Raw genomic sequence first — 11,896 nt, 5'->3', positions numbered from 1 at the left:
ACGGTGAAGGCCGTTCCCTTCCCTCGCCGCCCGTCGTGACCTCACGGCCGGACAGCCCGTCTGTGTCTTGACGGATCTTTCCTCTCGACTCGAAGAAGAGTATTCCACACCGCCGAAGATGTCTAGTCCACCCAGCCTAGATTTTTCCGGCCGGCCGTCATCAGGGTGACTGGTCTGCCAAGCGAGCACGGCGAGAGCCGTGCCTGACAACAACCCGATGCCGGTACCGCCTACCGGCCGATGAACACCGCCGCACGGTCGAGGACCAACCCGGGCCGACCGCGTCGGTCGCGCTCACCGGCCACGACGCGGCACTCAGGAGGCCCTCGCCGGCGGGTACGGCCCCCGCATTCCCCGCCATCGCCGTGGTTCTTGTCGCCGTCGCCGCGACGGCCATGCTCCCGCCCGCGTTCCTGGGCTCGGGGCATCGGGGCTGGCGACGATCACCACGCCCGGCCATGGACAGCCGGGCCGTGATCGAACAGGCCAAGGGCATCGTCATGGGCGAGTGCCGCTGACCAACTCCCAGCGCAAGGGCCAGCGACGCTCGAACACTCCTACTGGCCGGCTTCGACCGCACCGCGCGGCGGCCACGTCGTGGCTCCGTACACGGGAGAGCCTGCCGGCTGTCCGGCAGCAGTGGCGGGCCGACGCCGCACGCCGGGCCCGCGACAACAAGGTCGACGCCCTCACCCCGCCGGCGCGGCCACGGCTTCTTATCGCGACGAGGCTGTCATCCTTCGACGCCAAGACGCCGAGGCGGCCCTACGAATGGGGCATCGCGAGAAGCGGTGAACCTGCGCGCGCAATGCCTACTCAAACCTTGCCCGGTTGACCAGGACTCAGGTCGACCGCCGGTGCGGCATCGCTAACTCTCAGGAATCGTCCTTGCGTGGCGATCCCCTGCCACAGCGGCGAACCGATTTGCCCGGCGGGGCGGGTGCCGGCGGCGCAGGGTTCAGAAGAGGGCGGGCTGAGGTTCCGCGGCGGTGGGCTGCTTCTCGGCGTTCAGGGGGAGAGCGGCTTCGGCGAACAGTTCTCCGAGCGTGGGCGCGGTGGGCCACCGGCGGGTGACGAGCTCGGGCAGCAGTAGCGCCGTCGCGGTTGTGTCCCACAGCGCGCGGTGTGGCTGCGAGTCGGGTGCGGCCGCGTTGACCCGGCGAGTGAGCCCGAGCGCACCCACTCTGACCTGCGCAAACTTGGAGCCGCAGGCAGGGGTGGGTGCAGTTGAGGGCCGTTCGACGCCGTTGGGTGCAGTTCAAGGCCGTTCAGGGCAGCATGTTGCTCCCAATCTGCTCCCCCGGTCCAGGGTTCGCACCGGCCCGCTGTAGCAATGATGGTCTGGGCGCGCGGGACCCGGATGGTGTCGTGCACTGGGCGAATGGGCCTTTGCTGCCGGGGGCCAGTGACAGCAAGCCCCAGGGTTCCCGACCTGCTTTCACAACCCGTCGGTCCTACTGGAGCGCTCACGGTCACCGCGCCTTGTCAGCGCCAGATGTGCGCGTTGGTACGGGCTGCGGACAGTCGGCCTACCGATGTCGGTCCGGTGGTCATCGCGTGAGTGATGTCAGCATTTCCCGCAGCCAGGCGATCTCGGTGCGGCTGGTGGCGGTGGCGATGCGGAACAGTCCTCGGCGGAACGGGTCGTCGGGAAAGTCGTCGGCGCGCAGCGGTCGGTCGCCGTCCCAGAAGAAGCTCGCCGGCTGGGTGAGCAAACTGAGCCGGCGGTGCAGAACGGCCCCTTGGGCTGCCGGGTCGTCGAGATGGTGCAGGAAGGCCAGCAGCGTGAACCAGCGGTTCTCGTCGGTGATGAACAGCTCGTCGGGTGTGCGGAGCTGACGCAGCAACTCCGCGTGTCCGGCCGGGCTCAGGATCAGCACGTGCCGTGGTGCCGCCACCTGGCCAGCCTGCACGTCGCGACGCAGCAAGCCCGCACGTTCCATGCGTTTGATCGTCGGGTACAGCGTCCCGTCCGCGATCGGCCGGACGTGGCCGGTGAGTGCAGCCACGCGTCTACGCAGCTCGTACCCGTGCAGCGGGGCGTCTGCCAGGAAGCCCATTATCGCGAAGTCCAACACCGTGCTAGCTTACCTCGGCGACGTGATACCTCGAAAACGAGGTACCGATTAGGAGGTACGTGATGCGTGGCGCCCAGGTGCGACCAGATGGCACGACGATCCGCTGGGTGGAGCTCCCCGGCGCCGAACCCACTCGGGTCTACCTGCACGGGCTCGGCGCCTCCTCGCCGGCGTACTACGCGGCGGTGGCCACCAACCCCGCCCTCGCCGGACGGCGCAGCCTGCTGATGGATCTGCTCGGGCACGGCATCAGCGACCGGCCGGCCGACGCCTCGTACACAATGGAGGAGCACGCCGACCTGCTCGCCACCGCACTGACAGCAGCCGGGGTCAGCGCCGCAGAGGTGATCGCACACAGCATGGGCGGCGCCGTCGCCATCGTCCTGGCCGCCCGCCATCCGCACCTTGTTTCCGCACTGGTCCTTGTCGACGCCACCCTCGACCCGCAGCCTCCGGGCGTCGGCATCCACGCCCGCTACACCGAGGAGCAGTTCGTACACGGCGACGGCCGATCCGACACGCTCACCCGAGTCGGCACGGCCTGGGCTGCGACGATGCGACTCACTAGTCCGGAGGCGCTTTACCGCACTGCGGCACACCTCGGCCGCGGCACCACCCCCACCATGCGTGAGCTGCTGCTCGAACTGCCAGTGCCGCGCACATACCTCCACCCGGCCGACAACGAACCGATCGGTGCGCGCGCCCTGACCGACGCCGGCGTGCGGGTGGTCGCCGTACCAGACGCCGGCCACAACATCATGCTGGACAACCCAGACGGCTTCGTCGCGGCCACAGCCGCGGCATTGCGGGCGTAGCGCAAGCTTTCCATTCGCAATTCGGCATGATCGGACGGCACCGCAACACGCGCAGATCGCGCACGGCACTCGTGTCAGGCGTGCTCGTGCGGCCTCACATCCGGGATTTCAGCACGTCGATTTCGCAGCCTGGCGCGGCCGGGTCGAAGCCGTGTTCTACCAGCCAGCGGATCGCCAGCAGGCTTCGCAATGACCACCACGCGCGGATGACGTCGAGGTCGACGTCGGTGCCGTAGCCGGCGAGGACGTCGCCGAGGTGCTCCTCGTGCCCGAGCGTCAAGATGGCGAGGTCGTACAGGGCATCGCCCTGGCCCGCCTCGGACCAGTCGAGAACGCCGGTGATCTCGTCGTCGTCGACGAACACATGGGCGATCTGCAGGTCGCCGTGCATGAACACCGGAGTCCACGGCCGAAGCGCAGCCTCGGCAACCCGGCGGTTGCACGTGACCAGGTCAGCGGGAAGGACGTCGTTCGTGACGAGCCAGTGGCACTCACCGTCGAGGCGCGACGCCAACTCGTCGAGGCGGCGACCGGGCCAGGGCGGCAACGGCGCGTCGTGCAGCATCCGTGCGGCGGCACCGGCCGCGGCCCACGCCGCCGAAGACGCGGTCGACGGCTCGCCGAGGCGGCCGAGTGCCCTCCCGGGAAGGGCGGCGAGCGCGAGCACGGGCGGCTTCCGCCACAGGATCTCCGGAGTAGGGATCGGCGCCATAGCCATCGCCTCGACCTCGACATCAGTGCGACTTTGATCAGCGTCGATCTTCAGGAACACGTCGCCGACGCGCAGGGTCGCGCGCTCGTGGTGGGCGACGACGACCTCAACCTCTTCCACGTCGGCCAGTGTCGCGGAGATGACCACCGACGTCACCGGCTTATTGCGTGCGACTGCGCGGTCGACCGCGTCCCGCTGCCCGGTCGCCTGCCCGACTCGCTCACATCGGCAGAGTCGGACATGCCCACTCGCTGAGCTGCCAATTCCCGACCAGCGGCAGATGCGGATGCCCGTCGGCAGTTCGCGCTAGACGTGGCCGTTGTGTTGCTCGTGCTCGGCGCGCCCGCGCAACGTCGACAGCGACCTCATCGAGGTGTGGTACGCAAACGGGCCGGCACAGTCCTGGACGTCGACGTCGAGGCTGAGCCAAGAGGTGGCCGTCTCTCGCGACCGAATCATGGCCGCGGCGGGCAGCTGCGGCGGGCCGGGCTGGGCCCTCCCGCTCGGGCCGCTCCAAAGCGAAAACTCCGGTATAACGAGCGTGCAGTTCCGCTGGCCGACATCGCCCTTTCGGAGTGCCCCATGACGACGCAGTTGCGTGCCCGCCTCAGCGAGACACTCCAAGCTGGCCAGGTCAGCGGTCTGCACGCCGTTGCGGCAGTTCGCGGTGGCCAAACCTTGCTGGAGTACTACGGAACGGGCGAAGACTTCGCCTGGGGCGACTCGCTGGGCGTCGTTGAGTTCGGGCCCGAGACGCTGCACGACATCCGGTCAGTCACCAAGAGCGTGACCGTGCTGTTGTACGGCATCGCGCACGGCGAAGGGCTGGTCCCGCCGCCGGCGGAGCCGCTCCTGCGGGGCTTCCCGCAGTACCCCGACTTGGCGGCCGACCCCCAGCGTGCCCGGCTCACCGTCGAGCACGCGCTGACGATGTCGTTGGGCGTGGAATGGCGCGAAGATCTCCCGTACAACAGCCCGGCCAACGCCGAAATCGCGATGGAGTTGGCGCCGGACCGGTACCGGTACATTCTGGAGCGGCCGGTCATCGAGCCGCCCGGTGTCCGATGGACCTACTGCGGCGGTGCCACGGCCCTGCTCGGCCGACTGATCGCCGATGGCACCGGGCAGTCGCTGCCGCAGTACGGGCAGGCCGTCCTGTTCGCGCCGCTGGGAATCGACAACTTCGAATGGATGACCGGCGCGGACGGAGTAGCCTCCGCCGCGTCCGGGCTGCGACTCGCGCCCCGCGACCTGGCCAGGCTCGGCGAGCTGATGCTGGCCGAGGGAGCCTGGGGCGGTCAGCAGATCGTCCCCGAGGACTGGATCCGCACGATGCTGCAGCCACGCCTGCAGACCAGCTGGGGCGCGCAGTATGGCTATCAGTGGTACATCGAATCCATTGAGGGCCGTCGGCTGGTAGTCGGCATGGGCAACGGCGGGCAGCGCCTGTTCGTCCTGCCCGACCTGGACCTCACCGTGGCCATTACCGCCGGCAACTACGACGACCCCGACCAGTGGCGGACCCCGCTCGGGGTGCTGGAGCGGATCATCCTCCCCGCGATGGCCTGACGGCGCCGGGTCCTCCAGTCAGCCGCGTCGGCATGGCAGGCATCTGGGCCAGACGCGACCTGACACATGTGGTTGGGACAGTTGCTGCATTCGCCGGAGGTGCATCCGTGTCACGGCACCCGACCCGACATCCGGTCATCGGCACGTCCGGACGGCGTCCGGGCCAGCTCGGCATGACGCTGCGTAGCGCGTGGATCGCGGCAGATCCGCACGGCGGCTCGATTCGTTGATTGATCACCGATGGAAGGATCGGCGGTGTGATCGATCTGCCTGAGGGATCTTGGTGGGATTGGGACGTACTGCACTTCGACGGCTCCCAGCTTCGGTTGGCCGCCGGACACGACCTGACCTACCACCACGATCTCGAGGTGGTCTTCACAGACGTCGCATACCTGGCCTGCCCGACCCAGTTCCGGGATCCTCGGTTCCGGGAACCCACCCTCGACGAGCGCGCACTCGTGCGTCGGCACGTCGGTGAAGAACCACCAGTGATCGTTGCCTTCGACGTCGACGCACCGGCCGAAGGTGATCTTCTTACCTGCCTTGTCGCAGCAGGGTCGGTTGAGGTGTTACCCGGCCTGATCTACCGCTCCTGGCGCGACTACCTCGCTGCAGGAGCACGCGTGGCTCCGCACGTACGGCCGCCAGAGCAATCGTAAGGTCCGCACCTCGCCGGAGCCGCGGGCTGACCAGATAGGACAGGACCCGCGCCGGTAGTCCTTCAACACTAGGATCACGGGTCCGGTCGGCCGCGTGGCTGCTTACTGTTGGAGTGACGCGACGACCTCGACGAGGACATCGGGCGCCTCCCAGTTGAGCAGGTGTCCGGCATCGGGCACGGTCACCAGCCGCGCTCCGGGCACGCCGGCGGCGAGCCGGTGTGAGTGGCTCGGGGGCGTCGAGCGGTCCGCCGAGCCCACCACGACGACGGTCGGTACGGTGATCTCGCTCAGCCGGGGGTAACGGTCCTCTCGGCTGAAGGCCCGCACGATCGGGATGAGCGGCTGGTGGCGCTGACGGACGAAGACGTCCCGGAACACGGAGATCATGACCGGCGACGGCCGGGTGCCGCACTGCGCGGCTCCGAACAGCACACCACCGGCACGAGTGCGCGCGAGTCGCTGCAGAAGACCGGTTTCCAGCAGCGGAATCTGCAGCCGATTCTGCGGTGCCTGGTCGAGGATGCGGCCCGCCCAGGTAGCGAACAGCACCAGGCCGCGTAGGCGCCGGGCCAGCTCGGGGTGGTCGAGCACGGCACGGATCGCGATGAATCCGCCCATGGAGTGGCCGACCAGCACGCCGTCACGCACGTCGAAGTGCTCCAGAATGGCGGCGTAGTCCGCCGCCATGGGTTTCGAGCCGGTACCGGCGGAACCGAGTGTCGAGCGCTCGTGGCCGCGCTGGTCGAAGGCGATGACGCGGTGACCGCGGGCGACCAGGGTGTCCCACACCACGTTCCACTCCAGCAGCGAGGCCCCATATCCGTGGGCGAGCACCACCGGCGGGCCGTCCCCGGTCACGATCGCGCGCAGCACCGTTCCGTCCGGACGCGGGACGAGCACCTCCTCGCCCTGCGGCTCCCGAGCAAGCCGGTCATACGGCAAGGGGTCCGGGTTGCGTTCGATCCTGGCGACCGCCGCCCGTGCCGCCCCGATGGTCGCGGCACCGAGCAGCGCGACGGCCGTGCCGCCGACGATCCAGGCCCGGTGCATGCTCAACGCCGCCCGAACCGGAGCGGCAGGCTCTCGGGTCCATGGATGGCGGTGGGCGGACGCCAGGTGACGGGGCCGGCTATCGACGGCGGCGCCAGTTGACTGCTGAGCGCGATCAGCGACTCGGCCATCTCGACGCGGGCGGTCGGGGCGCCGATGCAGTAGTGCGGTCCACCGCCGAAGGTCAGGTGCGGCACCTGCCGGTGGATCGTGATGTCGAAACGGTCACCGTCGTCGACGGCGCGCGGGTCCCGGCTGGCGGCGTGCGTGCCGAGCAGCAGGAAGGTGCCCGCTGGGACGTGGACACCGTGCACGTCGAGGTCCTCGACGGGGAACCGGAAGATCGTCGGTACCGCCGGCGCCCATCGCATGACCTCCTCCACGGCCTGTGGCGCGAGCTCCGGGCGCTTCGCGAGCAGCCGCCACTGGTCGGGGTACTCGCTGAACGTCGCCAGCGCCTGACCGAGCTGGTTACGGGTGGTGTCGTGCGCGGCGAACACGAGGGTCAGGGCGAGGTTGCGCAGTTCTTCAGCGCTGAGCCGGTCCCCGCTTTCCTCGGCGGCGATGAGCGCCGACAGGAGGTCGTCCCGCGGCTCGGCGCGGCGCTGCTCGATCAGTGAGTCGACGTACGCACGCAGCCCCACGACGGCCTCCTCGACCCGCGTACGCAGCTGCGGCAGGGTGAAGCTGTAGACCAGTCCGACATCGGTCGACCAGCGGCGGAACAATTCGTAATCGGTCCGTGGGACACCGAGCAGCGCGCACATCACCCGCACCGGCATCGGGTCGGCGAAATCTGCCATGAACTCGCACTCGCCCCGCTCGGCGATCGCCGCGGTCAGACTCGTCGCGGTGTCACGCATGAACGGCCGCAGGCCCTCGATCATCCGTGGCGAGAGCGCCTTGCTGACCAGTCGCCGCAGGCGCAGATGGTCGGCGCCGCGCTGGTGCAGGATCATCGGCACGAACCAGTCGTACAGCGGTCCGTCGGAAATGCCCATCAGCTCCAGGTAGCGCTCGCCGCTCTGCGCCAGCCGCGGGTCGCGGAGCAGTTGGTGCATCTCGGCGTGGCGCAGCACGATGAGTCCCATCGGCGTCATGGCACACCAGTTGGCCTCACGTGCCGCAGCGACCGCAGGAGAGTCGAACCGAAAGTCCGGCGTGGTGATGTCGAGGAACGGAAGGTCCACGGCGGGGATCGTCGTCATCGTCACTCCTGACGGAATGATCTAGGTGCATGAATCGATGCCGTGGCCACGGTAGCCGCACGGCCCCCATGCGCGACACCCCTTGTAATCAACGTCCCACGATGTGTCACCGTCGTCATGTCGCGTGCCCCGTCGGCCTCGACAGAACCGACACGTGCGTGTGGAGCGGCAGGGATCAACAACCCGGGACAGAACACCTAGCCGACGACTTCGGCCGCCCAACGTACCGCTGGACCATAGGCTCCGCCGGCACGTCCTGTACCGGATCTCTCCCGGCTAGCAGCAGGACGGCACTGTCCTGAGCAACGCACTCAATTCGGCAGGACCGCGCGCGAGCGCCGCCTCGCCCCGTCACTCAACGTGGCGCACGGGGCGGCAGAACAGTGCGTCGTAGGTCCTCGGTCGAGAAGATTGGCTCGTCGCGGGCTGCTCAGCGAATCCGGTGGCTCGGCGCTCCGCAGTCACGGCTGAGCCCGACGACGCCAGCGCAGAGCTCGGTGAACGAGTCGTCGCAGCAGTCGTTGTGGATGCGTCGGCTCGCTGAGCGGAACCCAGATTTCTCGCCGACGAGCCAGGGCACGCGCTCATCCACGGGCCCGGCGTTGCCGTATACGGTCTGCGGTCATGTCGCTCAAGCTGCTCCCGGTCGACGAGGTGTGGGTGGACCGCATGATCACGCTGGCCGACGTGCCCTGGGAGCGGGCGACGGTCGAGGCGATGTTCGTGCAGTGGGGTCTCGCCCGGCCCGGCGAGGACGTCGGTTGGGAGGGCGGCCCGGGAGCACCCCAGTTCGCCGTCGACCGCGAGGGCGAACCGTCGGGGTGGCTGGTCGAGCTCGGGGCGGCACCGCCGGATCCGGACGTGTGGGTGCACCTGCCGTGCGCGCTGTACTGGCCGGCGTTCGGGGCGGAGGAGCCGGACGACCCCGACGACGAGGACGAGTACGACGAGGACCTGCCCCCGCTGTGGGTTCGGCGGCCGGACGCAAGGCGGGCCGAGTTCCATGCCGAACGGGATCGCCTCGCCGCGCTCATCACCACCCGTCTCGGTGCGCCGGAGAGCGTGGTGAACGGAGCGTACGACAGCTACCGGGCGGTGTGGCGACGTGGTGACCGGGCGCTGCTGCTGGAGACGACCGACGACATCCACACGTACTCGCATTACGACGTGCTCGGCATCCGGCTGCGGCGATACGACCCGTCACTCACCGACCTGGACACCTGAGGCCGGCGCCGTGCCAAGCCTACGGCCTTTACCCCGGCGCGTCTCGCGGCAGATCAGGATGAGGGCTTGGGTTGCGGCCAGGGAAAATCATCCCGGCCGCGCTCCGTGACGCGCGGTCCGCGGCTAGATGCGGACGCCTCGAACACCGCGCGAGGCAGCAGAGAAGGCTGCGAGGGAGTAGACGCGCAATCACTATGCTTACTGCCGAGCACGCCTAGGGCGGTGTCCTGCCGATCTTGGTGGGGCGAGACGGAACCTCAGAGGGTTAGGGTGTCGATGTGACGACTGCCCGGCCGCTCGACAGCGAGGAACTCGCGAGCACGGCTCCGGAGCGAGAGGTTCTGGAAGCCTTCATCGACGCGTACCGCGATGTCATCATCGCCAAGCTCCGGGGGCTGTCGGAGGATGACGCCCGCCGGAGCCTGGTGCCCTCGCTCACCACGCTCATCGGTCTCGTCAAACACGTCGCCGCTGTCGAGCGGAACTGGTTCCAGCACTGTCTGGAACAGCAGCCGCGTGAACAGATCACTGGCAACTCGTTCGGTGACGACGCCAGTTGGCAGGTCGGCTCGGACGAGACGGTCGCAGACGTCATCGCGGAGTACGCCACGGCATGTGATCGATCGAGGAAGATCGCGGCCGGCTTCGCCCTCGACGACACTGTTCCTCATCCCCGCCTGGGCAGGGTGTCACTGCGCTACATCTACGTGCACATGATTCGTGAGTTGGCGCGGCACTGCGGCCACGCCGACATCCTCCGGGAGCAGATCGACGGCATGACCGGGGACTAAGCTGCATCCCCGTCGATCATCGAAGCCAGATAACGGTGGCGATGAGGACGAGGCTGGCCCGGTAGAGGGATGCGCGTTTGGCGTAGCGGGTGGCCAGGTCGCGCCACTGCTTGAGGCGGTTGAAGCAACGTTCCACCACGTTGCGCTTCTTGTAGACCGCCCGGTCGAAGGCCGGTGGCCGCCCGCCGGCGCTGCCTTTGGCGGCCCGGCGGGCGACCTGGTCGGACCGCTCGGGGATGACGTGCCGGATCCCGCGCTGCCGCAAAGCGCGGCGGGTGGAGTCGTGGGCGTAGCCCTTATCAGCGATCAGCACCTCGGGGCGTTTACGGGGCCGGCCAGGCCCCGGCTCGTTGACTCGGATCGCGTCCAGCAGCGCCAAGAGTTGGGGGTTGTCGCCGGCCTGGCCTGGGGTGAGCAGGATCGATAACGGCCGGCCACGTCCGTCAACAGCCAGGTGGATCTTCGTGCTCAACCCGCCCCTCGATCGGCCGATGGCTTCACCATCTTGCGCACCAGGCGTCGCCGGACTTGCCGGGGAGCCCCCTTTTTTCGGGCGCCAGCGGCATGCTGATGCGCCCGCACGACCGACGAGTCGATGCTGATCGTCCACTGCACCGGTATGCCGTCGTCATGCACCTGCGCCGCCGCGAGGATCCGATCCCACGTCCCGTCCACCGTCCAGCGGCGCAGCCGTTCGTGGCAGGTCTTCCACGGCCCATACCGTTCTGGCAGGTCACGCCACGGCGCACCCGTGCGCAGCTTCCACAGGATCCCGTTGATGACCTGCCGGTGATCCCGCCACCGCCCCCGCGCACCGCCCGGCTCGGGAAGCAGCGGCGCGATCACCGCCCACGCCTCATCGGTCAGTTCACCACGACGCACCACCGGCACATCGTCAACGATCAACCACTACAAGATCGGCAGGACACGCCCTAGGCGAGTCGTCGCTTATCCTTCTGGCCGTGCCGGGATCTCTGTCGCCCCGCCTCGCCGCGATCGTGAACGCGCTTCCCCTTCAGCCGCACTCCCGCGTCCTCGAAATCGGATGCGGGCCCGGGGCGGCCGCACGAGCGGTCGCAGCCCGACTCACCACCGGCCACATCTTGGCCATCGACCGGTCTGCCACCGCGATCGCCCAGGCAGAGGCAGCCGCAGTGGACGAAATCAGGTCCGGCCGCATGAGTGTCCGCCGCGTCGCGGCCGAAGACTTCGTCCTGCAGACCCAGGAAGAGCCGTACGAGATCGTGTTCGCCGTCCGCGTTGGCGCCCTCGACGGGCGCCACCCCGAGGCTGGTCAGCAGGTGCTGCAGCGTATCGCCGGGGCGACCAAGGCAGACGCCCGACTCTTCATCGACGGCGGCGATCCGCTTCGGGAGCTACCCATCCCGCGGCTTGAGCCGAACGAAGGGGCCCGGCGGTCGATGTAGCGACGCACCGGTCGTGTCTCACTGCCCCAGCTGACCAGCGCTACATCGACGCCTTGGACGGGTATGCGTCCACGGCAACCCCGACACACACTGCCATCGGCACGACCGAACGGCAACCGGGCCAGCTCGGCGTGACGCTGCATAACACGCGGATCGCGGCAGTGAGCGGGCGGCGGACCAGACGAAGCGCGATACGAACCAGTGTGAGCAGTAGTTGACGGCGATCCGCTGCCGGGTGAACAGGCGGCGCTGCGGGACTACTGTTGCTCCGCGTGACCCACGTCGAGATCGASMGCGGAGCTGGTCCGGGATCTAGTACGCGACCAGCACAAAGACCTCGCCGATCGCCCAGTTCGGCTA

The 11,896-nt window shown here is 68.6% G+C and carries 13 protein-coding genes; 7 read left to right on the top strand and 6 right to left on the bottom strand.

Translation table 11 applies throughout. The annotated features are described in order from the left end of the window. Window positions 1-365 precede the first annotated feature (365 nt). The gene (locus JNW89_RS14480; RefSeq protein WP_238449338.1) at window positions 366-518 is read left to right on the top strand and encodes an ANTAR domain-containing protein; all 153 of its coding nucleotides are present in this window, start codon (window positions 366-368) and stop codon (window positions 516-518) included. A 440-nt stretch (window positions 519-958) separates the two neighbouring features. On the opposite strand, the gene JNW89_RS14475 is transcribed toward JNW89_RS14480, so the two are convergent. Together JNW89_RS14475 and JNW89_RS14470 are read right to left on the bottom strand one after the other, a co-directional pair. Further along, window positions 959-1,183, bottom strand: a complete 225-nt coding sequence (locus tag JNW89_RS14475) for a hypothetical protein (protein WP_238449337.1) — start codon at window positions 1,181-1,183, stop codon at window positions 959-961. A 367-nt stretch (window positions 1,184-1,550) separates the two neighbouring features. Further along, entirely contained in the window at window positions 1,551-2,060 is a 510-nt protein-coding gene (locus JNW89_RS14470; RefSeq protein ID WP_255540814.1) for a PadR family transcriptional regulator, read from the bottom strand. A gap of 80 nt (window positions 2,061-2,140) precedes the next feature. On the opposite strand from JNW89_RS14470, the gene JNW89_RS14465 reads away from it, so the two are divergent. Then, window positions 2,141-2,893: an alpha/beta fold hydrolase gene (locus JNW89_RS14465; RefSeq protein WP_238449335.1), complete on the top strand. Its 753-nt coding sequence runs from the start codon at window positions 2,141-2,143 to the stop codon at window positions 2,891-2,893. Window positions 2,894-2,987: 94 nt separating this feature from the next. Here the strand turns inward: JNW89_RS14465 and JNW89_RS14460 are convergent, their stop codons facing one another. Further along, on the bottom strand, window positions 2,988-3,761 hold the full coding sequence (locus JNW89_RS14460; RefSeq protein ID WP_238449334.1) for a phosphotransferase: 774 nt from the start codon (window positions 3,759-3,761) through the stop codon (window positions 2,988-2,990). Window positions 3,762-4,187: 426 nt separating this feature from the next. On the opposite strand from JNW89_RS14460, the gene JNW89_RS14455 reads away from it, so the two are divergent. Both JNW89_RS14455 and JNW89_RS14450 read left to right on the top strand, forming a co-directional pair. After that, window positions 4,188-5,174: a serine hydrolase gene (locus JNW89_RS14455; RefSeq protein WP_238449333.1), complete on the top strand. Its 987-nt coding sequence runs from the start codon at window positions 4,188-4,190 to the stop codon at window positions 5,172-5,174. Window positions 5,175-5,431: 257 nt separating this feature from the next. Further along, entirely contained in the window at window positions 5,432-5,833 is a 402-nt protein-coding gene (locus JNW89_RS14450) for a hypothetical protein (protein WP_238449332.1), read from the top strand. A gap of 102 nt (window positions 5,834-5,935) precedes the next feature. On the opposite strand, the gene JNW89_RS14445 is transcribed toward JNW89_RS14450, so the two are convergent. Next, a complete protein-coding gene (locus tag JNW89_RS14445) occupies window positions 5,936-6,886 on the bottom strand; it encodes an alpha/beta fold hydrolase (RefSeq protein ID WP_238449331.1) in 951 nt (316 codons plus the stop codon). Between the two features lie 2 nt (window positions 6,887-6,888). After that, the gene (locus JNW89_RS14440) at window positions 6,889-8,094 is read right to left on the bottom strand and encodes a cytochrome P450 (protein WP_238449330.1); all 1,206 of its coding nucleotides are present in this window, start codon (window positions 8,092-8,094) and stop codon (window positions 6,889-6,891) included. Between the two features lie 624 nt (window positions 8,095-8,718). Here JNW89_RS14440 and JNW89_RS14435 point away from each other — a divergent pair. Next, window positions 8,719-9,318: a hypothetical protein gene (locus JNW89_RS14435; RefSeq protein ID WP_238449329.1), complete on the top strand. Its 600-nt coding sequence runs from the start codon at window positions 8,719-8,721 to the stop codon at window positions 9,316-9,318. A gap of 278 nt (window positions 9,319-9,596) precedes the next feature. Beyond that, window positions 9,597-10,109: a DinB family protein gene (locus JNW89_RS14430; protein WP_238449328.1), complete on the top strand. Its 513-nt coding sequence runs from the start codon at window positions 9,597-9,599 to the stop codon at window positions 10,107-10,109. A 16-nt stretch (window positions 10,110-10,125) separates the two neighbouring features. Here JNW89_RS14430 and JNW89_RS14425 read toward each other — a convergent pair. Then, a protein-coding gene (locus JNW89_RS14425; RefSeq protein WP_309139986.1) for an IS5 family transposase occupies window positions 10,126-10,991 on the bottom strand; the annotation gives its coding sequence in 2 pieces (ribosomal slippage) (window positions 10,126-10,661 and window positions 10,661-10,991; 867 coding nt in all). Between the two features lie 80 nt (window positions 10,992-11,071). Here JNW89_RS14425 and JNW89_RS14420 point away from each other — a divergent pair. Beyond that, window positions 11,072-11,536: a methyltransferase domain-containing protein gene (locus JNW89_RS14420; RefSeq protein ID WP_238449327.1), complete on the top strand. Its 465-nt coding sequence runs from the start codon at window positions 11,072-11,074 to the stop codon at window positions 11,534-11,536. The last annotated feature ends 360 nt before the right edge of the window (window positions 11,537-11,896 follow it).

It is taken from the genome of Micromonospora sp. 4G55 (assembly GCF_016803375.1).
This window is presented reverse-complemented; position numbering and strand designations above follow the sequence as displayed.

Coding starts and splice junctions, on each gene's coding strand:
- JNW89_RS14470 (WP_255540814.1), bottom strand. CDS start 2,060: ATGGGCTTCCTGGCAGACGCCCCGCTGCACGGGTACGAGCTGCGTAGA.
- JNW89_RS14455 (WP_238449333.1), top strand. CDS start 4,188: ATGACGACGCAGTTGCGTGCCCGCCTCAGCGAGACACTCCAAGCTGGC.
- JNW89_RS14440 (WP_238449330.1), bottom strand. CDS start 8,094: ATGACGACGATCCCCGCCGTGGACCTTCCGTTCCTCGACATCACCACG.
- JNW89_RS14465 (WP_238449335.1), top strand. CDS start 2,141: ATGCGTGGCGCCCAGGTGCGACCAGATGGCACGACGATCCGCTGGGTG.
- JNW89_RS14435 (WP_238449329.1), top strand. CDS start 8,719: ATGTCGCTCAAGCTGCTCCCGGTCGACGAGGTGTGGGTGGACCGCATG.
- JNW89_RS14445 (WP_238449331.1), bottom strand. CDS start 6,886: ATGCACCGGGCCTGGATCGTCGGCGGCACGGCCGTCGCGCTGCTCGGT.